This window comes from Kamptonema formosum PCC 10802, assembly GCF_000332335.1.
Classification (GTDB): domain Bacteria; phylum Cyanobacteriota; class Cyanobacteriia; order Cyanobacteriales; family Oscillatoriaceae; genus Oscillatoria.
The window spans coordinates 5,749,829-5,772,772 of the sequence record NZ_KB235948.1 but is presented as its reverse complement, the minus strand read 5'-3'; the positions used below and the strand labels follow the sequence as shown (position 1 = coordinate 5,772,772).

20 protein-coding genes are annotated in these 22,944 nt (G+C 51.0%); 9 read left to right on the top strand and 11 right to left on the bottom strand.

Annotation, left to right across the window (positions count from 1 at the left end; all coding sequences use genetic code 11):
- Positions 1-17: 17 nt before the first annotated feature.
- The 3 genes from OSC10802_RS0125395 to OSC10802_RS0125390 all read right to left on the bottom strand — a co-directional run bounded on the left by OSC10802_RS0125395 (position 18) and on the right by OSC10802_RS0125390 (position 3,710).
- Positions 18-2,264, bottom strand: coding sequence for a GumC family protein (locus OSC10802_RS0125395; protein ID WP_017719588.1), 2,247 nt, complete (start codon positions 2,262-2,264; stop codon positions 18-20).
- Between the two features lie 427 nt (positions 2,265-2,691).
- Positions 2,692-2,823 carry a hypothetical protein gene (locus tag OSC10802_RS55850; protein ID WP_255349173.1) on the bottom strand — a complete coding sequence of 44 codons (132 nt, stop codon included), beginning with the start codon at positions 2,821-2,823 and terminating at the stop codon, positions 2,692-2,694.
- Between the two features lie 2 nt (positions 2,824-2,825).
- Positions 2,826-3,710, bottom strand: a complete 885-nt coding sequence (locus OSC10802_RS0125390; RefSeq protein WP_017719587.1) for an alpha/beta fold hydrolase — start codon at positions 3,708-3,710, stop codon at positions 2,826-2,828.
- Positions 3,711-3,991: 281 nt separating this feature from the next.
- On the opposite strand from OSC10802_RS0125390, the gene OSC10802_RS0125385 reads away from it, so the two are divergent.
- The 4 genes from OSC10802_RS0125385 to OSC10802_RS0125370 are packed head-to-tail and all read left to right on the top strand — an operon-like array spanning position 3,992 to position 7,610.
- A complete protein-coding gene (locus tag OSC10802_RS0125385; protein ID WP_017719586.1) occupies positions 3,992-4,495 on the top strand; it encodes an FHA domain-containing protein in 504 nt (167 codons plus the stop codon).
- Between the two features lie 20 nt (positions 4,496-4,515).
- Positions 4,516-6,552, top strand: coding sequence for an FHA domain-containing protein (locus OSC10802_RS0125380; RefSeq protein WP_017719585.1), 2,037 nt, complete (start codon positions 4,516-4,518; stop codon positions 6,550-6,552).
- Complete coding sequence (locus OSC10802_RS0125375; protein ID WP_017719584.1) at positions 6,549-6,995, top strand: hypothetical protein; 447 nt, start codon at positions 6,549-6,551, stop codon at positions 6,993-6,995. The genes OSC10802_RS0125380 and OSC10802_RS0125375 overlap by 4 nt, the downstream gene beginning before the upstream one ends.
- A gap of 57 nt (positions 6,996-7,052) precedes the next feature.
- Entirely contained in the window at positions 7,053-7,610 is a 558-nt protein-coding gene (locus OSC10802_RS0125370; protein ID WP_017719583.1) for a YHS domain-containing (seleno)protein, read from the top strand.
- A 285-nt stretch (positions 7,611-7,895) separates the two neighbouring features.
- Here the strand turns inward: OSC10802_RS0125370 and OSC10802_RS0125365 are convergent, their stop codons facing one another.
- The 4 genes from OSC10802_RS0125365 to OSC10802_RS0125350 all read right to left on the bottom strand — a co-directional run bounded on the left by OSC10802_RS0125365 (position 7,896) and on the right by OSC10802_RS0125350 (position 13,819).
- Complete coding sequence (locus OSC10802_RS0125365) at positions 7,896-9,347, bottom strand: ABC transporter substrate-binding protein (protein ID WP_017719582.1); 1,452 nt, start codon at positions 9,345-9,347, stop codon at positions 7,896-7,898.
- A gap of 57 nt (positions 9,348-9,404) precedes the next feature.
- Positions 9,405-10,865 carry a serine/threonine-protein kinase gene (locus OSC10802_RS0125360; RefSeq protein WP_026098794.1) on the bottom strand — a complete coding sequence of 487 codons (1,461 nt, stop codon included), beginning with the start codon at positions 10,863-10,865 and terminating at the stop codon, positions 9,405-9,407.
- A gap of 310 nt (positions 10,866-11,175) precedes the next feature.
- Positions 11,176-12,633: a serine/threonine-protein kinase gene (locus tag OSC10802_RS0125355; RefSeq protein WP_026098793.1), complete on the bottom strand. Its 1,458-nt coding sequence runs from the start codon at positions 12,631-12,633 to the stop codon at positions 11,176-11,178.
- Between the two features lie 181 nt (positions 12,634-12,814).
- Positions 12,815-13,819: a LysR family transcriptional regulator gene (locus OSC10802_RS0125350; RefSeq protein WP_017719579.1), complete on the bottom strand. Its 1,005-nt coding sequence runs from the start codon at positions 13,817-13,819 to the stop codon at positions 12,815-12,817.
- Between the two features lie 426 nt (positions 13,820-14,245).
- Here OSC10802_RS0125350 and OSC10802_RS0125345 point away from each other — a divergent pair, with 426 nt between their 5' ends.
- A complete protein-coding gene (locus OSC10802_RS0125345) occupies positions 14,246-14,959 on the top strand; it encodes an NnrU family protein (protein WP_026098792.1) in 714 nt (237 codons plus the stop codon).
- Positions 14,960-15,464: 505 nt separating this feature from the next.
- Entirely contained in the window at positions 15,465-16,379 is a 915-nt protein-coding gene (locus OSC10802_RS0125340) for a ParB/RepB/Spo0J family partition protein (protein ID WP_017719577.1), read from the top strand.
- A gap of 171 nt (positions 16,380-16,550) precedes the next feature.
- Here the strand turns inward: OSC10802_RS0125340 and OSC10802_RS0125335 are convergent, their stop codons facing one another.
- The 3 genes from OSC10802_RS0125335 to OSC10802_RS0125325 all read right to left on the bottom strand — a co-directional run bounded on the left by OSC10802_RS0125335 (position 16,551) and on the right by OSC10802_RS0125325 (position 19,090).
- A complete protein-coding gene (locus OSC10802_RS0125335) occupies positions 16,551-17,078 on the bottom strand; it encodes a hypothetical protein (protein WP_017719576.1) in 528 nt (175 codons plus the stop codon).
- A gap of 27 nt (positions 17,079-17,105) precedes the next feature.
- On the bottom strand, positions 17,106-17,552 hold the full coding sequence (locus tag OSC10802_RS47915; protein WP_026098790.1) for a Tse2 family ADP-ribosyltransferase toxin: 447 nt from the start codon (positions 17,550-17,552) through the stop codon (positions 17,106-17,108).
- A 179-nt stretch (positions 17,553-17,731) separates the two neighbouring features.
- Positions 17,732-19,090, bottom strand: a complete 1,359-nt coding sequence (locus OSC10802_RS0125325) for a helix-turn-helix domain-containing protein (RefSeq protein WP_017719574.1) — start codon at positions 19,088-19,090, stop codon at positions 17,732-17,734.
- A gap of 1,110 nt (positions 19,091-20,200) precedes the next feature.
- Here OSC10802_RS0125325 and OSC10802_RS0125315 point away from each other — a divergent pair.
- Together OSC10802_RS0125315 and OSC10802_RS0125310 are read left to right on the top strand one after the other, a co-directional pair.
- Complete coding sequence (locus OSC10802_RS0125315; RefSeq protein ID WP_017719571.1) at positions 20,201-20,515, top strand: MORN repeat-containing protein; 315 nt, start codon at positions 20,201-20,203, stop codon at positions 20,513-20,515.
- Positions 20,516-20,560: 45 nt separating this feature from the next.
- Positions 20,561-21,046, top strand: a complete 486-nt coding sequence (locus OSC10802_RS0125310; RefSeq protein WP_155968365.1) for a hypothetical protein — start codon at positions 20,561-20,563, stop codon at positions 21,044-21,046.
- 424 nt (positions 21,047-21,470) lie between these two features.
- Here OSC10802_RS0125310 and OSC10802_RS51030 read toward each other — a convergent pair whose 3' ends face one another.
- Positions 21,471-21,737 carry a hypothetical protein gene (locus OSC10802_RS51030; protein WP_155968363.1) on the bottom strand — a complete coding sequence of 89 codons (267 nt, stop codon included), beginning with the start codon at positions 21,735-21,737 and terminating at the stop codon, positions 21,471-21,473.
- 711 nt (positions 21,738-22,448) lie between these two features.
- On the opposite strand from OSC10802_RS51030, the gene OSC10802_RS0125305 reads away from it, so the two are divergent.
- Positions 22,449-22,835 (top strand): thioredoxin family protein, encoded by a 387-nt coding sequence (locus OSC10802_RS0125305; protein WP_017719569.1) that lies wholly within the window; start codon positions 22,449-22,451, stop codon positions 22,833-22,835.
- Positions 22,836-22,944: the final 109 nt, after the last annotated feature.

Genomic DNA, 22,944 nt, shown 5'->3' with positions numbered 1-22,944 from the left:
CGGCAGATAACCTTACATTAGCGACGACCGAGGAATTTGCCCAAAATCCCTCGCTCTCCGGAAGCAGGTCCGTCACCGTCTCCATCGGGCTCATTGCCATTGCCGTTAAGCTCCGTTTTAGTGTAGTACGAATAGTAATAGGGATAGTAGGAGCCGTCCTCTTCTTGCTCCACGAAGTTGGCCACCAATCCAGCCACATTACACCGGCTTCTCTGCAGCACCTCCATCGTGTGAGCCAGAGATGAGCGGGTCGAGCGCTCGAGAGCCGCAACTAAAATCACTGCATCTGCCTTGGGTGCAAGGCTTTGGGCATCTGTGACCCCTAATAGCGGTGTGGTATCTACTAGCACATAATCATAAGCCTGACGCCATTCACTGAGCAACTGGGTCATTTTGGCCGAGTCGAGCAAAGCCACCGGATTCGGCGGCGTTGGGCCAGAGGTAATCACATCCAGATGCCCACCGTCAGCTGAATAGACCAGCTGACGCCAGGGTGTGTCGGTTGCGATCGCACTGCTGAGTCCGAACATATTCGGCCTTTTCAAAAATTGATGAATCGTCGGTTTGCGCATATCAGCATCGACAAGCAGCACCCGATGGCCTAATTCGCCTAGCACCCGTCCTATGTTGTAGGCCAGCGTGCTCTTCCCTTCCGAGGGAGTCGATGAGGTGAACGCCAGAGTCTTTACCTGGCCATTGGCACCCAGATAGCGCAAATTCAGTGCCAGCGAGCGGATAGCTTCCGTAAATCGGGAATCGCTATAACTCTGCAACCGGCCATTCTCCCGAGAGTGAGTCACCAAAATCGGCAGCTCAACCTGGGGAACCGTGCCCAGAGAGGCCAGTCCAGTCAGTTCCTTCGCCTCTTCCACCCGCTTCAGGCGCTGGTCTGTGCGTTCCAGCAAAACCGCAGCCCCCACACCCAGCAACCCACCGGCAATCAAACCCAGTAACAAATTCCTCCGCACATTCGGCGAGACTGGCGTCTCTGGCAAATAGGCTTGCTCGATAATTTTCCAGGGAGCTGTTTCTTGCGCCTCAGAAATCCGCAACTCTTGCAGCTTTGCCAAAAAGTTATTGACCGCCTCCGATTTAACCTTGAACTCACGCTGCAGCTCGGCGTAAGTCTGCTGCAGCTGAGGAATTTGCTCAAACCGAACTGCAGTTTCTTTAGCCGAACGCTGCACACTCTCTAACTGACTCATCTGGGACGTCAACTCCGTCTGCACTTGCAGCAACTGCTCGGCAAGCTTCTGCTGAGTGCCTCCATATCCAGAAACATCGCTAGTCTCAGCTTTGGCGGCGGCATTGCCAAGCACATGCCCTGTGCGGTACTGCAGCAACCTCAGCAGGCTATCTCGCTGCTTTCTCAGGTTGACCAGCACAGGATGATCTTCCGTGAACCTGCTGCTTTCTTGCATGTATTTGGTTTCTATCTCTTTGATATCGCTGGCTAGTTTCTGATAGACAGAATCTTGGCTGAGCAGGGCATTTGCCAGAGCGGTTTGAGGATTTTGGCCAACTGCCACCATTTGGCGCTGCAGCTCTTGATACTGCCGTTGGGTTTTGCTGATAGCCGCCTCTAAGGCTTGAGTTTCTTGCTGTAGCGATTGCTTGCTCTGAACCACTTCCGCCGCGTAGGAGTCAGGGTCAACAATGCCATAGCGCTGGCGAAAGGTTCGGATGGTTTCGGTTACTTCGTTGAGCGCCTTTTGGGCTGCCGGCAGCTGTTCCTGAATAAACTTGATCGCATTGGTCGCTTGCGAGCGCTGCCTCTCTAAGCTATAATCCACATAAATAGAACCTAAAGCCTCCAGGACAGCCTTGGCTCTTTTCGGGTCTGTATCGGTGTATGACACAATTAGAACATCCGCCTGCCCCGCCTGACGGATAGATAAGTTTTCTGCTACTTCTGGCACAGAGACATTTTTGTAGGGGACTTGAAGTTCGCTAATCGCTTTAGCCACTAAAGAATGGCTCTGCAGAATCTGAATTTCCGTCGAAAGATCCTTGCCAGTAGCAACATCTTGTGGGACTATTGTGGGAACAACCGGCACAGCCGTCTTATTGTCCAGCAGAATTAAAGTTTCCGATTGGTATTTGGGGATCGTTGTCAGCGTCGAGAAAGCGACCCCGCCAAAAACCGTCGCCCCCACTGCAACCACTACGAGCCAGCGTTTGCGCAGCGTCCGCATCAAGTCAGATAGGTCAGTTCCGCCGGCAGGAGGACTGAGCGTGTCAAGCTTAACGAAATCGTCTCTCATCAGCTAAAAGTCATTCCCTGACTAGAACGCATAACTGTTCAACAAACGACTAGAAAAGACAGCTACCCCAGTCTCAGCCAGGGTTTGTCAACTCCTCTCCCACACGCTGACGAGGGCGAACCTGAATTGGCTCACTTCCGACGCGCTACCCCTTAATACCCGCCTCTCCTAGTCCATCCGGACACTTTTGGCATCAACTACCGCTTTAATCTTTGATTAAGACTCTGAAGGCGGGGCGCTTCGTTTGTTCCTAACACATGACTAGCAACGCCAGTAGCCCAAAACTCATCAAGCCGGCTAACCGTCCCCCTGTCCGAGGATATTGCCATTGCCATTAAGAGCCGATTTTACTACAGCGCTGTCGGCTATGTATCAATATAAAATCATTCAGTTATTAGGCCGTAAAGCTGCTTAAAATTACCTCTTTTCACATCGCACGCACCTGTCCTGAGAGTCGGTGGGCGATCGCCGGCTTGGGATCGTCGGGACTCCTTCCTAGACTGCTGCCAGAGGGACTCGTTCCCAGGCTTTGCTGGGAACGAGTGCAATCAACCGGCATCCTCAGAGTTTTGCCAGCCAGTCCAGAATCAGCGGATTGACCTCCTCCGGTCGCTCGTCATGGGGACAGTGGCCGGTGTTGGGAATCGATATGAACTCGATGAGTCGATCCTCACCCATCTGCTGGAAAATCCGCCCACCGGCAATCGGCGTCCACGGGTCATCGGCTCCCCAAATCACCTGCAGCGGACGCTTGACTTTTGGCAGCAACTGTGCTATTGATGGACCTGCAGGCGCTGTGAGAATTGAGGCAAACACCTGCTGGGCACCGGGGTCACAGGAAGGTTCATAGAGCAGATCCACCAGTTCGTCGGTGATGGCCTCACGGTTGCGGTACACTTGCCGCAGGGTGTTTCGGATACGGTGTTTCTGGCGGATGCGCTCAAATACGAACGCCCCCACAACCGGCAAACTGACCATCTGGGTAAACAGACCCATCACCATCCGCAGGGGCAGATTCAGCTCCTCGGGCCGGTGATTGAGCCCGCCGGCACAGTTGATCAGGATGCCGCCGGCTGCCATTTCGGGATAATCGGCTACCACCATCAAGCTCAGCAGAGCTCCAATGGAATTGCCGGCGAACACAGCTGGTTCCTGAATGTGTGACTCCCAGAAATCCTTGAGAAGTTCCTGCCACAGTTCGAGGGAGTAATCCAGCGGAGGCTTGTCCGAGGCACCGAATCCCAGGAGATCCAGGGCAAACACTCGGTAGCCACCGGCAGCTAGCACGGGAATGTTCTTGCGCCAGTGGCCAATGGAGGCCCCGAAGCCGTGAATCAGCACCAGAGGGCGACCGGTTCCCTTGACGGTGTACTGAATCTTGTGCCCACGCCAAGTCCAGGTGAGCTTTTCAAAGGTTGTTGCCGGTGTCAGCTGTTGTGTGAGCACGATCCTTTTATGAAGATTTTTAAACTTTATTCATTTTAGAGGTTCTCTGGTAAACTGGGAAAGAGGGTAGCGGGCTGTGCTTTGGGCGGGAAACCCGGCCAGTGGGGGCAAGTCGCTCCCTTGTCTGCGCCGTCCGCAGACAAAGCAGCACCACCCTCAGGACATCGCTCAACATATTTAACATTTCCACACCAGGCTAAACTGATGTTAAAATATCTAAAGCAGACTCTGCTCTATCTTTGAGGCCAGAGTCCAACCGTCTGTTAATCTCAGAACTGGCTATGTACAGGTTAACTTTACAATGGGCCGAAGGGGGTCAGATCCGTACCGTGAACATTTCTTCGGAAGACAAGACTAAATTCCCTGGTTCTATTCGCATTGGGCGAGATGAACAGCAGTGCGATTTGGTCTTGAGTCAAACCGAAACAACCGTTTCTCGTTTACACGTTGAAATCTTTTCCGCTGCCGCAAACACGCTCTGCCTGAGGAACCTCACCAGGAACAACCCTCCCGAAAAGCGCAATCCCGCGATTGTAGATGGCCAAAACATAATTGACCAAGAAGTTCCCATAAGAGTTGGCAGCGTGATTCAGCTGGGAAAGATATCTCTAAAAGTTAAGGCGATTGAGGGGCCCCTGTTTGGGCCAAAGCCTTCTCAGTCTAAACCCCTCTACATTCTGAGATGTACCAATCTGAAAACGCCGCACGAATTATCCCTGGAATATGAGGGAGGCAACTGTCCCTACTGCGGTCATCTAGTTCTAAATCCAACAATCATATTCTAAAAGTAGCCAGCCAAAGATATATGGAAGTTCAACTTACTTGGGACGATCCCGTTACCGCAGAACAGCAGCAGCATATTTTTCCCCTTCCGGTCGCTTTCGGGCGGGAACTTAGCAAAATGCCCACTAGCCTTGACGGGCAGCCGGTTTCCCAAGTCGTATTATTTGACGCCAATAACAAAATTTCTAGATCCCACGCCTTGCTGGCTTTTGTCAGCGGTCAGCTAACCGTCGAAGATTTGAGTGCCAACGGTACTTCTGTCAATGGGCAGCAGTTTCAGCGAGAGCGCCGCCCACTCAACAGCGGGGACACGCTGAGCATAGGAAATTATAACATTACTGTCACCTTGTTGCAGCAGGGCGATCCAAATGCAACACAGGTTACAAGCAGCAACTTCACTGTCCTGAACCCACCGATTAAAAGCATTCCAGCGGCTGAGGTAGAAAAGGGGGAGAGTCGGATCTCAACTATTATCTTCAACCCCGACTCCGACATCCTCCAATCTCAAGCCACTAGACCGCCACAGAGTGCTACTCCTCAAAGTTCATTCCCCCCGCCAGAATTTTTGGCAGCGGATAGCGTGGCTGTTTCTCAACTGCCAACAACCTTAATGAAAAGGACAGATTACCTGGCGATCGGCGGCGGTATGGGCAGTTTTGTCTGGGTAGATAACCTGAGAATTAGCGGGGTTAAAAAAGAGCAAATCGCGGTTTTGAGCCTGCAGCAAAAGCCCTACGGTCGCTACGAGACGCTGCTTAGCAATTGCCAAATTTATCGATATAAAAGAATCCGTTCCGGTTCTGATTCCTGTCCAGATAATATCTGGGGGTGGCCCGGATACGCTCTGCGGGACGCATGGAGAGCGTTTTTTGCCGGTCAAGTCGGTTCAGCATTAGAGTACCTGTGGCAGGTTTTTTCTGAACCTGTGTTTGCGGATACCTACACTCCCCGCGCTGGAGATGTCTTTGCCTCTATGGACAGAGAAGCCAAGCGCATTGGTTGGGATGATATGTTGATTTATGGCAGCATCCGCAACATCCGCAAAACCGATAATGGCCAGTATATCATTGCTTATTCGGCTACGAGACAGGATGGGCCTCCGGATCGCGGGTATTTACTCGCCAAGTATGTCCACCTGTGTACCGGCTATCCGGCTATCAAACTCTTGGATGATTTGCAAGCTTACAGAGTCAAATATGGCGATTTAAAATCTGTGGTTCATGGATATGAAAAACACGATCATGTGTATGACTATCTGGAGCAAAACGGCGGGACTGTCGTTATCCGAGGTTCGGGGATTGTTGCCTCCCAGATTCTGGACAGGCTATATCAAGCGCGGAAAAAAAATCCCAGGATTGCAATTAACCATCTGAATCGCGCCTCTAGAGATGGCCAGAAATTTGGTTGGGCCAAGCGTTCTGTGGAAAATCAATGGGAATTTCAACCCTTTAACTGGCCTAAGGGGACTTGGGGTGGGGATATGCGGAAAATGCTGGAAGCCGCCGATCCCCTGCGCCGGCGCGAGTTGCTTGAAGCCTGGGGCGGTACAACTACCGCCAGCCGAAGGGAGTGGCGGCGGATTGTTAATGAAGGACTTAAGGAGGGATGGTACACTATTACTTTTGGGACAGTGGAGCGAGTGGATCGCAATGCCCAGGGCAAGCCTGTTACCTACGTCAAAACCAAGCAAGCTGAAAACAAGATTGATGCGGAATTCATCATCGACTGTACGGGATTGGTGTCCGATCCCAGAGAGCATCCTTTGCTGAATGATTTGATTACCCACTACAATCTGGATCTGAATCCTCAAAAGCGCCTGCATGTGGAAAATGACTTTGAAATCCAGAAAATGCGGAATGACCGCGCCCGCATGTATGCGGCTGGGATTATCACTCTGGGCGGGCCCTATGCGCCGGTGGATACTTTTTTAGGGCTGCAGTACGCAGCTCACCGCTCTGCGGAGGCTCTTGTGCGAGCGAAAGCTCCCGGGATACACTATCTGGAAGGTCTTGGCTCTCTCTGGCAATGGATTAAATGGGCAACTAATCAAGCACCATGACACCTACTTTATTCGGACACTGGCAAACTCGCATCTTCCTTTTGGCAACGGTTGGTATTCTAGTCACCTTGCCGTTTACCTTCGGTTTTTTGGGGGTGAAATCCACCCCTGTTTATTTTTGGGTGCTGTTCTATGTCGGCCTTTTTGGCATCGCTTGGGATGTCCTCTATAACTTTTTGCATCAGTTCATGTGGGATCGCGACTGGCCCGGGGTGTTTCAATTCTTGGCTGCTATTGCTGAAGGGGTATTCCTGGGTTGGGCGATCAAATCCTTTGGCTTGCCGAATATTCCACCGGCAGAATTCGACTTGGTAACTTTTGCCAAACACTACAGTCTGGTTTGGGTGGCTGTTTACCTTTCTTCTTGGGTGGTGATGCGCCTGCTGTTCCCTCGCTGGCGATTCCGGGGCGGCGAGTGGATTGGCCGGTGGCCCAAGGAGTAATCCGCATTCGTCACCAGGCCATCTTGATGTTCCGTTTATTTTTGAATGCCTAATTATATGAAAGTTAACTGCTTCACTACTTTTGCCGCTGTTTCTATGCTGACTCTGGGACTCGCTAGTAGCTGTGCCAGTGCCGGTGTGGATAAAGCAAATTCTCCAGAGCAAGCACCTGGCGTCGCCCCTGCGCCTGCAACTCCAGCGAGTTCAGCAACGGTCGCTGCTGAGCCGGCAACTCCAGGCGTATTTTACACCGAAGGCGGGGTGGCTATCAAAGGCACCGATCCAGTGGCATATTTCCAGAAGGGTGAGCCGGTGCGGGGGAAAAGTGAATTCAGCTATAAGTGGGGGAATGCTATTTGGCACTTTTCCAGCGCTGAAAATCGGGATTTGTTTGCTAGCAATCCGGAAAAATACGCGCCTCAATATGGGGGCTTCTGTGCTTGGGCGGTGAGCCAAGGTTACACCGCTCCCATTGACCCTAATGCGTGGAAAATTGTGGCGGGTAAACTCTATCTTAATTTTGACAAAAACGTACAGAAAAGGTGGGAGAAAGATATTCCCGGCAACATCGCTAAAGCTGATAATAACTGGCCTGCTGTTCTCAACAAGAAGTAACGGACAGGCGAGACGCCTGTCCTGCGGGGTATATAGCGGCTCTCAGCTGGATGAACTATGGCCCAGAAACCCGGTTTCGCAGGAGTTACCGGGTTTCTCATATATAGCAATGGACAGTTAGTTTAAAACATGGGCATTCGGGCAGTGGGGATGGGGCATTGGGTATTGGACATCCTTCCCTATGCGCTATGCCCCATGCCCTATGCCCCATGCCCTATGCCATTAATGTCCTAACCAATATGGCTGCTGCTATAATAAGTGAGGCGGACGTTTATGGCCCTATTTCTATCGAGGCACCGGCACGAAATCGTAGCCGGTTCCGGAACGGTTGCCGGGACGGATTTCCACCAGCTGGATTGACCCATTGCGATCCCCAGAAGACAAAAACTGAACAGGGCCAGCGGCACCTGTCGCGGAAAAGTCTGAGGCAGAGAGCGCCTGCTGGACACCGGCGCGGGTGGGATTGCGCTTTAGCGCTTCTATCAGGGCCTGCGCCGCATCGTAGGACATGGCTGTGCGCCAATTCACAGGACTGCCCCAAAGCTGTCCCGAACGGCGGGGAAAGTCTGACCCTGGATTGCCGTCAATGTGCCAAGCAACTGCTACGACCATACCGACTGCGGCTTCGCCACCATCTGCCAGAATTTTTGGTGCGTAAACGTCATCTCCCCCCAAAAGACTTAACCGTTTTTTGTTGGCCTGAATCACCAGCAGCGCTTTGTCTAGCACACCTGTATTAGCTGCTAGCATTAGCACCTGCACTTCTTTATCAATTGCCTTTTCCACACTCTGACGAGCGCTAAAACTTGCATCAGACAAGTCAAACTCTAAGTCTTTGTCAACTTGTCCTCCGTTGGCGAATACTTCCTCAACAAACTTCGATTTGAGAGACTTGCTGTAGGTACTTTGGGAATTGTAGAAAACCGCTGCTTTTTGCTTTTTCAGGCTGCCCAGCATATATTTAGCCAATTCCTTGGCTGCGATGGCATCATTGGGAACCGTGCGAAAAACGTAGGGACTGAAGTCAGAAAGTTTAACAGCGGTACTGACAGGGGCAATGGTTACGAGCTTGCCGGCATTATATTCTTCTCCGGCGGCTAACGTGGCCCCGCTCGAAAAATGGCCCACTACACCCAGCACGTCAGAAGTTTTTACCAGTTCTGAAGCCACCTGTTTGGCAATAGCTGGATCGTCGCTATCGTTGGCGACTGCTACCTTGAGCGGCACTCCATTAATCCCGCCTGTCTGATTGATTTCATTTTGAACTTGAGCCACCCCGCGCAAAATCTCTAAAGCTCCGTTTGGGTCACTGTCAATTGGTGCCACCACCGCAATCGTGTGCGCTTTCTTATCTCCAATGCGGGCGTTATTCAGATAAATTAGGGTTTCAGGTGCGTTGCGGTATTTCTGAATTGCTTCTTCAAATTCCTTAGCAGCTTGTTGATAGTTTCCTGCAGCCATCGCCCGCACTCCTTTCTGTTTTGCCGCTTGGAATTCCTGCTTTTCAGTGCCGCTTTCCTCTTTTTTGAACAGCATTCTCTCCCCCTGGCTAATCCTCTCCCGCACACCAGTTGTCAGTACCGCTGTTCCAGCGCCAGTTTTATCAATTCCGGTTGCCGGTGAAGGGGCTTCCCCTGGTTTGGAGAATATTTTCAACAATCCGATGACACCGCCTATAAGAACTACTGACACTATCAATGCCATTAAATTGGCTATAAGTTCTTTCCTTTGGGACATATTTTACCTCCTGTGGACATATTTTACCTCCTGTGAAAGCAAAATGGAGTTTCTATCTTATAGAAACCGGATAATAATTTTGTAAAAAATCCGATAGAGGGCCATTAAAACCATCGCTAACAGCCCTGCCAGAATAGCCAGCAATACTGCGACCAGGGGCGATGGCGAACCAGCTTGGATGGGATTCCATGTCCGCAAAGCCGGCACTAAAAGGACAAAGGCCAGCGTAATGCCGGCAATTGTCAACAAATTCGTCTTGTGAATTATTCCGCGATACTGGGCGTAAACCAGACCCCCTAAAATCATTCCCCACAAACCGATACTAATCCCTGGCGGTAGCAGGCTGCCTAAGGCAATTAAAAGCAACCCTCCTTCAAACCCTGTGAAAGCTGCTCCCACCAATAATTCCAGCACGGGTGAAGACAGGGGTAATAGTTGTGGGGGTGCTGCTGTCGGCGCAGTTGGGGGCGCAGTTGGGGGCGCAGTTGGGGGCGCAGTTGGGGGCGCAGTTGGGGGCGCGGGTGGGGGTGCGTGCCGGCGTGGGGGGGGAGGGGGACTCACCGCTGTCTTGGGAACCCAGTTAAGCGCCTCCAGAACTTCTACAGCTTCCTGAAAACGTTGGGAAGGCACCGGCAGCAGCATCCTGTCTAAAATATTACCAAGGCGTTCGCTTATCTGGGTGTGCTCTCTCCAGTTCCAGCGGTCGTTGTAAGAATCATATAACTCCGCTGGCTGTTTGCCAGTTAGCAAATACAGGCAAGTGACTGCTAAGGAGTACAAATCTGTTGAGTGGTAAACTTGCCGGCCAGCCATCTGCTCTGGCGGCGCAAACCCCGGCGTCCCCAACACCATTGAACTTTGTAAAGATACTCCAGCCGTCACCTGCTTGACCGCGCCAAAATCTAACAGGTAAAGCCGGCCATTCTGGCGATGGCGCATGATATTAGAGGGCTTGATGTCCCGGTGGATAGAACCGCTCTCATGCACGAACTGTAGGATTTTGAGGATTTCTTGCAGGACTTCCTCAACTGAAGCTTCGGAAAATTTTCCTTTCCCCTCCATCTCCTCGAATAAATTAAGTCCGTCAATATATTCCTGCACTAGGTAAAAAAATGCCTGTGGCTGATTCGACTGCTCACCGGGAGCAGGCTGTTCAAAGAAGGCGTACAGTTCTGGTATTTGGGGATGGCTGCCGAGTCTTTCCAGAACCTCGGCTTCCCGCTCAAATGACTTTTTCACCCATTCGATCTGGGTAAGGTTGAGATTAGCGGGAGGCTGCAACTGTTTGACAGCGCACAGTCGCCTGGTTGGAGTTCGGCGGTCCCGTGCCAGAAATGCCGCTCCAAACCCTCCCCGTCCCAGTAGCTTTAACGGCAGATAGCGACCGTCTAAAATCAGCGGCATCCCGCAGGTTATGCAATATTTTTGCTGTACCGTCTTGAGAGTGGCGCTGTCGTCTAAATCTGCAAAAGAGTTAACTGGTTGCGTACAGATAGGTCGCGTGCAGTAAATTTGCATATTAACCCTGAATTATCGGGAGCGGAACACTGTTGAATTCCGACTAATTCTAGAACGCCACGGTGGCGTTCTCGGTTGGCCCGCGCAGGGTAGCGCAGCCCTGCGTTCAGCCTGTGGGCAGAGGAGCGATTAGAAATCCCCCCTGCGGGTGAGTGGCATGTTCGCAAGCGCAAAGGTGGGATGCGCAGACTCGGCGCAGACTCGGCGGTCGGTCGCTCCCGGCGCACCCCCGGAAAGGAATTAAGGCCAGATTGCGTTTAGTTTTCCCATTCCATCCCTAGAGTTTACCATAACACCCCGGCAAAATTATTTAAAAAATATTAGAAAGCAGTTTGTAAACCAGGCGAAAGAGGGCCGTAACGGCGATTGCCGACAGCCCTGCCAAAACAGCGGTGACGAGGGCGGCACTGATGGTCAATCCACCGCGCAACGGAGAAAACAAGACTATTGCCAGGGTAATACCGGCAATCACCAGCAGATCCTTGCCCTCAATAAGGCGGCGGTACTGGGCAAAGACGAGCCCCCCCATGATGCTCAGCCAGATGAGGTAGCTAATTCCAGAAGCTCCCAGCAAACTGACGGAGGCCACCCCTAGCAAAGCGCCCTCAAACCCTGTAAACGCTGCCCCACCCAATAACTCCAGTGCTGACGGTGGTCTGGAATACCGGCTCACCGGCGGCGGGGGTGGTGCCGGTGGTGCCGGGGGTGCCGGGGGTGCCGGGGGTGCCGGGGGTGCTGAAGGGGGAGCAGTTACAAGTGTCGGTAGGGAAGACGGCGGCTGGGGAGGATTGACAGAATGTGCCGGTTGTGCTGGTCTGGGAGTGAGGGCAGCGAGCACCTCCTCAGCTGACTGGAAGCGCTGGGACGGAGTCGGGAGCAGCATGCGGTCTAAAACCTTTGCCAAGCGAGCGCTCACCGGAGCGTAAGCTTTCCAGTTCCACTGATTGCTGTAGGAATCAAACAAGTCCAGTGGCGGCTTGCCGGTCAGCAGGCTAACACAAGTCACAGCCAAAGCGTACAAATCCGTGGAGGGGAAAACGGTACTGCCGGACATCTGCTCTGGCGGCGCAAAGCCCATCGAATAAATGCCGGTGCTCCTGCCGCGAGCCCCTCCCCCTGCCCCCACGGTCACCTGCTTGACTGCTCCGAAATCTAGCAAATACAGCCGGCCATTGCGGTCGCGCATGATATTGGCCGGCTTGATGTCCCGGTGGATGGAACCGTGTTCGTGGACAAATTGCAGCACCTTGAGCATTTCCTTGAGCACCTCGAACACATCCGCCTCAGAGAACTGGCTCTTTTGCGCCAGTTCCTGCTCCAAGTTCTGCCCGTCGATGAATTCCTGCACCAGATAGAAAAACTGATCCTGCTTGCCCGGTTGCAGGCTGGGCACTTGTAAAGGAAAGAAAGCCAGCAAATCTGGAATTTGGGGGTGTTCGTTGCCAAGTTCCTCTAAAACCACCGCCTCCCGCTCAAATAAGTTTTGGGCAATTTGCAGCTGTTGCGGGCTCAAGTCGCCGCCGGGCTGCAAGAGTTTGACCGCGCACCGGCGCATGGCGGGAGTGTAGCGATCTCGGGCTAGAAACGCCGCCCCAAATCCTCCCTGCCCCAGCAGCTTCACCGGCAGGTATCGCCCGCTCAAAATCAGCGGCATGCCGCAGGCCATACAATACTTTTGCTGCACCGTTTTGAGAGTGGCGCTGTCATCGAGATCGGCAAAAAAGTTAAGGGGGCGGGGGCAGCCCGGTCGGGTGCAAAGAATTTCCATTTTCAGTCCCTGATAGGGATTGGTTGTCAGCAGCCCCCGCTTTCCACGCATATACTGGCGGGTTTGGTGTGGGGTGCGCACTTCACCCAAATAAAACCGCTATAATCTGCTATGGGCGAGGGTCTTTAAGCGCGACAGGTTTCCGGAAGCCTATCGCTTCTAGGCTATAGCCTAACTTCGATTAGCTGCCAGTCGAGCTAGGGGTGGCTGTCTCGAAAGAATCTGATTCCTTATAAAGAGGCGCTAGCAGAGACTTTTCCAGTCCCAGGGTGGCAAACTGGGGCAAAATTTCCCGACTGAACGCCTCTGCCGCCTTCGACCGGTAGCGATTGGGGTTGTAAATCACCCACAGCATGCGCTTCACCACAACTTCGTCAATTTGGCTGCGGTGCAGGATGCCCATCTGCAACTCCTTCTCGATGGCCGAAACCGAGACAAAGGCAGCTCCCAGACCGGCTTGGACGGCATTTTTAATCGCTTCTATCGAGTTCAGTTCCATCTCTATTTTGAGACGGCGCGTGTCAATGCCGCAGCGAGTGAGTACCTGGTCAATCACCTTGCGGATGGTCGATTGGGAGTCGAGGGTGATAAACTCCAGCTGGTAAAGGTCGTCTTTTTCAATCATATCGATTTGAGCGAGCGGGTGAAACACCGGCAGGATCAGGGCCAGCTCGTCTTCGGCATAAGCGACTATTTTTAAAGATTCTTGCAATTCTGGGGGAACCTCACCCCCGACTATGGCCAAATCTATCTGGCCATTGGCCACGCTCCAAGCCGTGCGGCGGGTTGAGTGAACGTGCAATTGCACCGCTACATCGGGATACCGCTGCCGGAACATCCCAATCATGCGGGGGAGGAGATAGGTGCCTGTTGTCTGAGACGCCCCCACAATCAGGGTGCCGCCTTGAAGGTTTTGCAGGTCCTCGATGGCCCGACAGGTTTCCTGGCACAGGGTGAGGATTTTTTCTCCGTAGCTGAGCAGTAGGTGTCCCGCTTCTGTCAGTTGCGCCCGCCGGCCCCCCCGGTCGAACAATGGCACATCCAACTGCCGCTCCAGGTTTTGCACTTGCAGGCTGACGGCGGGCTGCGAGACGTAGAGGCTGTCTGCGGCCCGTTTGAAACTGCCCTCAGCGGCGATGGCTTTGAGGATGCGTAACTGATCTAACGTAAAAGGAAGGTCGGACATATGGCTTAACCTGAACGGAGAAAGGAGCCTTGAGACAACTAACTGATTCTACGGGTTGGGACTGGACTCATGGGTTGCCCATTGGGTATTGGGGCCTCAACGACTACGACACTAGCACAACAGGGGATCGGTGTCCCTTCTCACCGGTAGCCCCCTCTGTTGTATTAAGATTTACCTGATTTTAAAAATATATAAAAGCTATGGGTTATTCGGTATTTTATGCCGGCCAACAGCTGCGCATTTAATTTGCAGTATAAATCTCTCTCCCCTAGCTTCCTGCTTGAGCTGTTAACCGGCCTCTGCCGTCTTTGCTCCCTTTGGAGGGAAAAGCATATTAAAAGCCTAACAGCTTTCCAGGAATTCCCCGACTGTTCCCTTGTTCATTAACCGGTGCTGACTTTTATTGTGTCCTTTGGAGTGTCTGCGATGTCCTATGACTGGCTGACTCCCAGCCATTTCACTATGTTCGGGCTGCTGCTGGGTTTTGCTGTCGCCCACAGCGGCTTGGCGGCTCTGCGCCCCTGGGGTGAGAAATTGATCGGTGCGCGGCTTTACCGGATTCTGTTTGCTCTGGTTAGCCTCCCCCTGGCGGTGGTGCTGATCGTGTACTTCTTTAACCACCGCTATGACGGAAAGCAGCTGTGGCAGGTTCAAGGCGTGCCGGTGGCGCAACCGCTGGTGTGGGTGCTGTCGGCGATTTCTTTCCTGTTTCTCTATCCAGCCACTTTCAACCTGCTGGAAATTGCGGCGATTGAAAAGCCCCAAGTCCACCTTTACGAAACCGGCATCATCCGCGTCACCAGGCACCCGCAGATGGTGGGCCAGGTGATTTGGTGTGTGGCCCACACCCTCTGGATTGGCACGTCTTTCACCCTGCTGACCTCCATCGGTCTAGTGCTGCACCATTTGTTTGCGGTCTGGCATGGGGACCGCCGCCTGAAAGCTCGTTACGGTGAAGCGTTTGAGGCTGTGAGAACTCGCACTTCAGTTATCCCTTTTCTGGCTATCTTTCAAGGGCGTCAAACTTTTGAGTGGCGAGAGTTTGTCCGTCCGGCTTATTTGGGCGTCACCGGCTTTATTTTGCTGCTGTGGTGGGCTCACCCCCTGTTACTGCGGGCAACAGCCAGCGTCGCCTGGTAGGTGGGTGCCGGTGTCTCCTGTTCCCTAGCGTCTGAAACGACCGGCGACTTGCCGCAAAGCACAACCTGTTTTTGGAACGAGTGCCGGCACCCCGGGAGAGCCGGCAAACACCCTCAGGACTTACGCAGCGACCTTAATTGTGTGGTGGGTTACGCGCTTCGCGTTCCCCACCCTACATATAGAGGCTTTGCGTAAGTCCTGACCCTGATGGCAGCGCGACTTTGGCGGGGGGTTTAAGCCGATAGAGTTGCAGATTGCCAACTGTATATATAGTCAGCGAACGTTCTGGCCTTGTCCTAAACTGACTGTCCATTGCTATATCTCTATAGCGTTTCTCATATTAGTGAGGTTGTCAAGAAACCCGGTTTCTTAAAGAAACCGGGTTTCTGTTCTGGGGCGCACTTCATTCAACTGAGAACCGCTATAGGGCCGGCAAGAAAATCAAATCGGGTTAAAATTCAAGTGGTTTTGGCATCAACGGGCTGAATGTGGGCCCGCTGGTTGCATGAACATCCCTGTGGTGCAGATCCCCAAACAGCCAATGAACACCAAAAGGACTCAAACCTCTAAAAGCTCGGTTGCTTCTAACCAACTTCCGCTTGACCAAATCTCTCCCTCGAAGCTGCAGCCCCGAAGCTATTTCTCTCCAGAGAGTATGGCAGAACTTACTGAGAGCGTTAAACAGCACGGTGTCGTTCAACCGATTCTTGTGCGACCGGTCGGGAAAGACCAATACGAGTTAGTGGCGGGGGAGCGCCGATATCAGGCGGCGAGAGCGGCGGGACTCACTCAAGTGCCGGCGGTGGTGCGTGAAATGAACGATGCCGAAGCACTGCAGTGCGCCCTCATGGAGAACTTGCAACGGGAGGATTTGAACCCAGTTGAGGAAACCGAGGGGATTTTGAAACTGCTGGAGCTGAGCCTGCAAACTGGCCCGTCGGAGGTGATTTCACTGCTGAACCAGATGTCTAAAGCTGACAGAGGGTTGGCGGATAACGTTATCCGCCAAGAAGACCGGCAAGCCATCTTATCTGTTTTTCAAAGTCTGGGCAGGCTTTCGCCGGAGTCATTCAGAACCAACCGTTTACCCATTCTTAACCTGCCAGCGGAGGTTCTGAATGCTATCCGTCAGGGTCAGATTAATTACACGAAGGGCAGAGAGATTGGTAAGATTAAAGACACTGACCTCAGAGCGGAAATTCTCAAGGAGGCGAGCGCTGAGTCTCTTTCTCTGCGAGAAATCCGAGAACGCATTAGGAAGCAACAGCAACACCAAAGCACAGAAAGGGATACACTGCTTACCCGCATGGAGGCTATGACTAATAAAATTAAGAAGCTGAAGGTGTGGGATGACCCTGATAAGCGGGAGAAAGTAGAAGCTTTGTTAGCGGAAATGGAAATGCTGCTATCTGATGAGTGACAAAAAGGGGGAGGGGTGCGGGATGCGCCGGTGGGGGTGAGTTGTCGGGTGAATCTTGGGGGGGGGGATAAAAATGCCTTTAGGGGGATTTGATGTGTTTGGCAACCTTTTTTTTGATCCAGAGCGAGTTGAAGGGTTTAGCCTGCGCTGGTTTGGGGAGATGAATTACATTCAATTCACAGCCAGAAGCTCATCCAGCTTATTTTTTAAGTCTGGGGAGGCCATTAATGGATTGTAGACTTCCCCCTCGTAGGGTTGCCAAACATAATTAGAACTAAAGGGTCGAAAAACTGGTAATGTTTCGACCCCGTGAGTAAGTTCTTTTGCTAAAACTAATCCCGGAATCGATAAGTTAGACAGCTCCTCCACAAGTTCACTATAGGTTCTAAATTCATCAACTTCAACGCCAACCAAAGCATAGCGAAACGAAGGAGCAAGCCGGAGAGTCTGATAGAGTAAAATCCCTAACTCTGTCATTACATAAGCACTTTCAGGGCTATCTATTCCGACTTCACTAATATTATTGGGTGAAACCCGACACCACCAGTTTTGCTCGATATCTTGAAAAGTGTCTGTGCGACACCGGCATTGGCGACCATTTGAGAGCAGCCATTCTCTTCCCTCAAAGTGTTGAGCAAATTTATTGACATTGCTTTCATCAGAGCCACACTCTGCCGATAAACTGAATATCCACGCCATTGTTATAGACTCCTATGATATATTAGGTTAATCAACTCTTTCCCAATCATTTTGGGTGTTGGCCAATGCTGCCTCGTACCTTTCCAGAGACATTGTAGCTATTGGCAAGATGCTAACGTGCGTCGGGCTATCTTGGACAGCCTGCAAATCTCCAATAATGTTTCTGTCATCAATTTGCCATAGGGGGTCTTTTCCAGTCCCACCAAATTTTGCAGGTCTGCGAAATGCTGGCAGACCTTCAATTGAAAGGGAAACGGACATTCCCTTTGTATTTCTGACGGCAACAGCAACAAGCTCTCCTCCAAACTCACGTTCTGACTCGGCTAACAAATAGCCTTGCTCATTCAGATAACCTGTGGGCATTAGCTCAATATCTATGTCAATACCAGGTCTAACCCCTAGTAATCTAGCACTGCGACCTATTTTGGGCTTACCATTTTGCTCCGCCATGCCACGATAGTAAAGTTTTGCCATCAGCCAATATTGCAGTAGGTTGATATACGATAACAAATTAAACCACTAGAACTTCGCTTCAGTTTCTAGCAGTAGCCAAATTGGTTAGAACCATTGAGGACAGGCGTATCGCCTGCCATACGGATAGACCTCGCAGCGCATTTCTCAAACCGTGAGTTCCCGATCAGTTGTGGCGCAGTCTATGTCTCTTTCAGATAGGCTTTAAATACAGTTAGCACGGCGAATAGAGGCAATCCGTTCTCGCTTACTTTTTCCATTAAACCCCGTTTCCTTAAAGACTGTACTGCTTTCAAAAAATCAGCGTCAGACAGAGCCAACTCTGCCGGTTTGCGCAAAATATCGGCGGCTTCTTGGTGAGCTAACCACAGGATTACCTTTTTTTCCGACTCCGACAACCGCTGATAATAGACTTGCAATCGGGGTTCTAAGTCTCCGAGAAAGAAACTGGGATAGGATAAGAAGCGCTCGACGCTACCGTTAAATAAATCGAGGATGGTAGAAGCGATTATCTTTAACCAAGAGGGGTTGCCGGCGTAAAGTTGGATAAGTTCCGACCATTTATCCTCATCGGTTAATCCTTTTTTGGCCAAAATTTCCGCCGCCGGCTCTCCCAAACCGCGAAGTTGTAAGGTGCGACAGTGCCGGTTCTCTCCTTCTAAGGTGGCAATTTCTGTGGGCTTTTCCCAACTCAGCAGTAGGATGCAGCTGGTGTGAGGCGAGCGAGCGATTTGTTGCCAAAATTTGCCGTAATTTTCGCAGTCTGGGAGATAAGTGCCGGCTAATTCCCCACTGGTAAATAGTTCTTGGAGGTCGTCGAGAACAATCAGGCAGGGATGCGAGCGTATATAGTCTATGAGGGATGGCAGTTTGGTTTCTCTATTTTGGGAAAAAAACTGAATTAAGTTGGTTTCTAGGGATTGCAGCGCGAGGGTGCCGGTGCAGTTGCGCCAGACGATATATTCAAAGTTATCTTTGATTTGTTCTACAAGTTCTCTGGCAAGGGCGGTTTTGCCGATACCGGGCAATCCAAAGAGGGTGACGAGGCGGATTTTTTCTGCCAGTATCCACCGTTTGAGGGTTGTTAGTTCTGCGGTGCGGTTGTCCAGGCGGTCAAGGTCGGGTGCTTCGGTGAAGTCGTGGCGTTGTTCTGGTTGGTTGCCGGTGGAGCCGGTGGTGGTGGGCGATCTGTTTTTTGCTGCTTCGTCAGAGTGCCAACTTTCTCCACAGACGTTAATATTACCCTGATTAAAATTAGTTTGTACAAAATTCCTGGAATTATAAATATAATGCCGTTCCACTGCAGCGCGGAGGTTTGATTTAGTCACCGGTTCTCCCAATTCCTCCGATACCAGACTCCATAAATTCCCCGCCACTCTCTTGACGTTAGCTTCAGTACAGTGATACTCATCCGCGATTTCTCTGTATTTTTGGCTGTTCCAGACCCCCGCTAATATGGCCTGTTGCAGGTTGTTTAAGTGCGAGCCGGTTTTGGCCAACACCAATTCATCGGCCCATCTGAGGATTTCTTGGACATCCATAGGCGGCACCCAGATCAATTTTTGGCCATTTTACTACCTTTTGCACCTTTTTGCAACCCTTGGCGACTAAATTATACTGGTTTGGGCCAATGGGTACTCAGAAAGGCTCGATTCAAGTATATACAAAGTTAGACTTTTTATGCCTTTACGAATGTGGGATAATCTTTATTATGCAAGATGAAGCTAAGTCAAGTATGATAGTGGTTATGACAGATATCTGAACCGTAAGTTCTTTTTTGATATGCTTTGCTTGAGGAAATTGAGGCAGCAAATATCGGCTTTAGAAAGTCCTGGGAAAGTTATGTAAAGCCGTTGAGCAGAAACCTTAGGTGATTTTAATTTGAATGGGAGTCGCCTAGGCCAATTCGCACAGAATCGAGGGGGTTTGCCGTTTTGGCAAATATTCATACGCCCACTGTAAGATTCCTCAGCAGCCATAGGTTGAGTTGGGATTGATGTCTGGCTTAAGCTTATCTGAATTTTTCGGATTTTTACCAACCTTGACAAGTCAAAAATAGATAAATTGATCGAACAAATTACAGGGTGGCCAAAATCGTACTTTTGAGGCTGGTCAGATAGAGGTAATAGCAGCTCTATTTAGGAAATTAAATCATCAAACCGACCCTAAAATAGTTCATTACAATGATTCGTTAGAGGTGAATGCAATGTTCAAGTTACCTGGTTTTGGTTCTGGAAAAATACTCAATATATAACTCTTTTTGATTCGGAAAAAGAAGAAGGTGCCATTGCTCCTGGAGAGTCAAAGGAAAAATATATTTCTTTAACCGCAGGAGGTTATCAGATAACGGCCCATCGAGGAAGATTATCTGATACTCTAAACCCAATAAACCAAAATTATGATTCTGCAACATATGGGTATCTGTGTCTAGATTTATTTACTGAATCCGGCCAGCGTATTGCATCTAGCAGAGATGCTTTTACGCTGCCATTTCAAATGGTTAACTTCCATCTATCTGGAAACTTAAAATTAAAACTTAAGGTATCAAGAGATGGTGGGACAGATCGAAATTAACTTTTATGTAGATGCGCGGTACAGTCCAGAAATATTTTATTCTTGTTGAGCAAATACACAAGTGAGGATAAATAACGATGAAAATAGAAGATATTGAAGAAATCAAAGAATTAATTCAGAGCGGCTATTACGAGGGAGTAATATTTCCGTCGGTTACAATCTATAAAGGGGGCCTTTATCAGGATGTTGCTCATGCTAAAGGAACTATTATCTTGCCGAATGGCAATACATACGATTATGATTTCCACAACGGAAAGTTGGCTGACGGTAGGGCCATTATAGTATATCCAGATGGCTCTTTTTATGAAGGTGAAGTTTCCAGCAGTAATCAACCTTACGGCAAGGCAATAATCCGCAACCAAGATGGATCAACTTATTACCAGGGAAACTAGTATTGTGATCACGATCCCAAAACAATATGGCTGTGTGGCTCTTTTTTGTGGTATGAAAACGGCAATCTATTTGAAATAAAAATTGCTCCAGTTTTTGAACCATCTATCAGTTCCCTAATCAGTTGGCTTCATCCAGCAGTTTGTCTTAAAATTCCTCCCTCCTGGGATAAAAATAAAATTTATCCCGTTCAGGTTATGTTCCCCCATTTACAGGATTTAGGCTGTCCAAAATCCAAGAATTGTTTTACTGTATATTCTTGGCATACTACTCCTGAGAAAGCTGTTCGATATGCCGGCTTTCAGGATTTACAGGATTACGAAGAGTGGATTGACGATCCTGACCTAAAAATACTAAAACGACTCTTAAAAATGGTTGAAGCTACAGAATTGGGCCTGAAAGTTTTTGGCTTATTACCTCAAGAGAACGAACATAGCAAGGGACACAAAATAATTCATGGCATTGCTGATATTGCATTAGGGGGTGTCAAATATTTAATAGAACGAGAAATCGAGAAGCATCACAATCATTAATTACTGAACTGGAAACACGTCGCCCACCGGCTCGCCGGTCAATCTTCACGCATCATCTAAGTTTAACTTATAGCACGCCGGCTCAAATCGAACAGCCGGTGGCCTGCCTTTGAAAGAGTATATATCCGTATATTATATGAAGCTGTTGGCTTGCTCCGTGAGGGGTTAGGGATGGGTGGGGGCGGGTTTTTCGGCCTTAGGGCTGTGTGGCACAGGTTGTGGATGAACCCGCCCCTACATACTCCCTTTCTTTTGTTTCCTTGTTGCCTCGATCCGGGGCGGGCACAGTGCCACCGGCACTACTGCCTGGGAACGCCTGAAAGTGGGCTGCTGCCTCCCTCTCTCCAACCAATTAAGCGATATTTCGCGCAAGCGCGGGCTAGAATCCCCCATTAATTCGCCAACAGTCTGATTACATTTTTTCCTAGCAGCGCCAAAAGAACTGCGGCGCGAGAAGTCGTTGACCGGCGCTAACACCGGCAGCCTCAGAAAACGGCGCTGCACATCCCACCGGATCGAGAACCCCACTCCCCAGAGGTGGCCCGAGCCCCCTTACCCCCAGAGGCGACATTCCCGCCAATACCGGCTTGCTCGTCGAGATGGCGACCGGTGTTCCAGAAACCGGCAATATAGCGGTCAGAGGTCTCCCGCTTAGCCGCACCACGGAATGGCGTTTGGGGTGAACTGTCAAGTCGCCCTCAGGTGTGGTAAAGCGGTATAGCGCTGGTCGAAATTGAAATATTATACTTTTAATCTGCTTATCCTATGAAAGCCGGCGCTCGCTGCCTGAGGGGCGTTATACGCCTATATAAAAGGCTAACTTGCCTGATAGCGGATCGAGTGGAGAGAGGTGTAGTTTGCAAATTAAATGCGTAACAGCTCACTCGAAACTGGGGTGGCTCTCGCAGCGCCAGTGACACCGGCCTCAAGCCGGCGTGGCACATCAAAAGGATGAAACTGTAGGGTCACTCCCCCCGTGGTCGCCCCGCAACGATGACGGGGCTAACACGGAGGGCTTCTGCCCCTACAGACATTATAGCAATGGAAACTTAGTTTAAGACTTGGGCATTGGGCATTGGGCACTGGGCATTGGGCATTGGGCACTGGGCATTGGGCATTGCTGTTAATCTTCCCCATGCAATGATGCGCTATACGCTATGCGCAATGCGCAATGCGCCATACAATGATGCGCCATGCCCCATGCGCCATGCGCCATGCCCCATGCGCCATGCCCCATGCCATTAATGTCCGTTCCCAATGCGGCTAATGCTATACGATCCCGCAATTGTGCAGCGCCCTCAGGCGTGCGGTGGGATCAGAAATTTTACTTGTCCAGACGATCCCAAATAGCGGTAGCATGATCCCAACGTCGATAGGAAACGGAAATAAACCCTGAGGGATCATGTTGCTGTCATCTATTGGTGAGCGGGCGTTTACACAAGAAGTTTTAGAATCCTCCACTCCAGTGCTGGTTCATTTTTGGGCACCTTGGTGTGGCCTGTGCCGGCTGATTAACCCCCTCTTGATGCGGTTTCAGGCAGAATGGGGGGCAGAACTGAAAATAGTTGGCTTTAACGCTGACCAAAGCTTGAAAGTGGCCAGCACTTACCGGCTCACGACACTGCCGACCCTGATCCTGTTTGAAGGTGGCTTGGTGCGGCACCGGCTCGAAGGTTTTCACGGACGGGACGATCTGCGTCTGGCGCTCGAAGAACTGACGCTCAGCTACACCCAACAGCCTCAAACCCTCTGGCTGCAGCCCCAGGAGCGTCACCCTTATTCCGCCTAGGGTGCAGCCCGATCCTGTTGATTAGCGACGCCCCCATTCGGATAAGAATCCGGGTGGGGGCTTTCTCCGTCAGTGCCCTCCCGGCGGGCCCTATCAGGCGGCCCGCTCC

What these genes read in the sequence shown, in the direction of transcription:
- OSC10802_RS0125315 (WP_017719571.1), top strand. Translation starts at nt 20,201, where the DNA reads ATGAAAATAGAAGATATTGAAGAAATCAAAGAATTAATTCAGAGCGGC.
- OSC10802_RS0125370 (WP_017719583.1), top strand. Translation starts at nt 7,053, where the DNA reads ATGAAAGTTAACTGCTTCACTACTTTTGCCGCTGTTTCTATGCTGACT.
- OSC10802_RS0125345 (WP_026098792.1), top strand. Translation starts at nt 14,246, where the DNA reads ATGTCCTATGACTGGCTGACTCCCAGCCATTTCACTATGTTCGGGCTG.
- OSC10802_RS0125360 (WP_026098794.1), bottom strand. Translation starts at nt 10,865, where the DNA reads ATGCAAATTTACTGCACGCGACCTATCTGTACGCAACCAGTTAACTCT.
- OSC10802_RS0125305 (WP_017719569.1), top strand. Translation starts at nt 22,449, where the DNA reads ATGTTGCTGTCATCTATTGGTGAGCGGGCGTTTACACAAGAAGTTTTA.
- OSC10802_RS0125380 (WP_017719585.1), top strand. Translation starts at nt 4,516, where the DNA reads ATGGAAGTTCAACTTACTTGGGACGATCCCGTTACCGCAGAACAGCAG.
- OSC10802_RS47915 (WP_026098790.1), bottom strand. Translation starts at nt 17,552, where the DNA reads ATGGCAAAACTTTACTATCGTGGCATGGCGGAGCAAAATGGTAAGCCC.
- OSC10802_RS0125340 (WP_017719577.1), top strand. Translation starts at nt 15,465, where the DNA reads ATGAACATCCCTGTGGTGCAGATCCCCAAACAGCCAATGAACACCAAA.
- OSC10802_RS0125365 (WP_017719582.1), bottom strand. Translation starts at nt 9,347, where the DNA reads ATGTCCCAAAGGAAAGAACTTATAGCCAATTTAATGGCATTGATAGTG.
- OSC10802_RS0125395 (WP_017719588.1), bottom strand. Translation starts at nt 2,264, where the DNA reads ATGAGAGACGATTTCGTTAAGCTTGACACGCTCAGTCCTCCTGCCGGC.
- OSC10802_RS55850 (WP_255349173.1), bottom strand. Translation starts at nt 2,823, where the DNA reads ATGCCGGTTGATTGCACTCGTTCCCAGCAAAGCCTGGGAACGAGTCCC.
- OSC10802_RS0125355 (WP_026098793.1), bottom strand. Translation starts at nt 12,633, where the DNA reads ATGGAAATTCTTTGCACCCGACCGGGCTGCCCCCGCCCCCTTAACTTT.
- OSC10802_RS0125325 (WP_017719574.1), bottom strand. Translation starts at nt 19,090, where the DNA reads ATGGATGTCCAAGAAATCCTCAGATGGGCCGATGAATTGGTGTTGGCC.
- OSC10802_RS0125375 (WP_017719584.1), top strand. Translation starts at nt 6,549, where the DNA reads ATGACACCTACTTTATTCGGACACTGGCAAACTCGCATCTTCCTTTTG.
- OSC10802_RS0125385 (WP_017719586.1), top strand. Translation starts at nt 3,992, where the DNA reads ATGTACAGGTTAACTTTACAATGGGCCGAAGGGGGTCAGATCCGTACC.
- OSC10802_RS0125335 (WP_017719576.1), bottom strand. Translation starts at nt 17,078, where the DNA reads ATGGCGTGGATATTCAGTTTATCGGCAGAGTGTGGCTCTGATGAAAGC.
- OSC10802_RS0125350 (WP_017719579.1), bottom strand. Translation starts at nt 13,819, where the DNA reads ATGTCCGACCTTCCTTTTACGTTAGATCAGTTACGCATCCTCAAAGCC.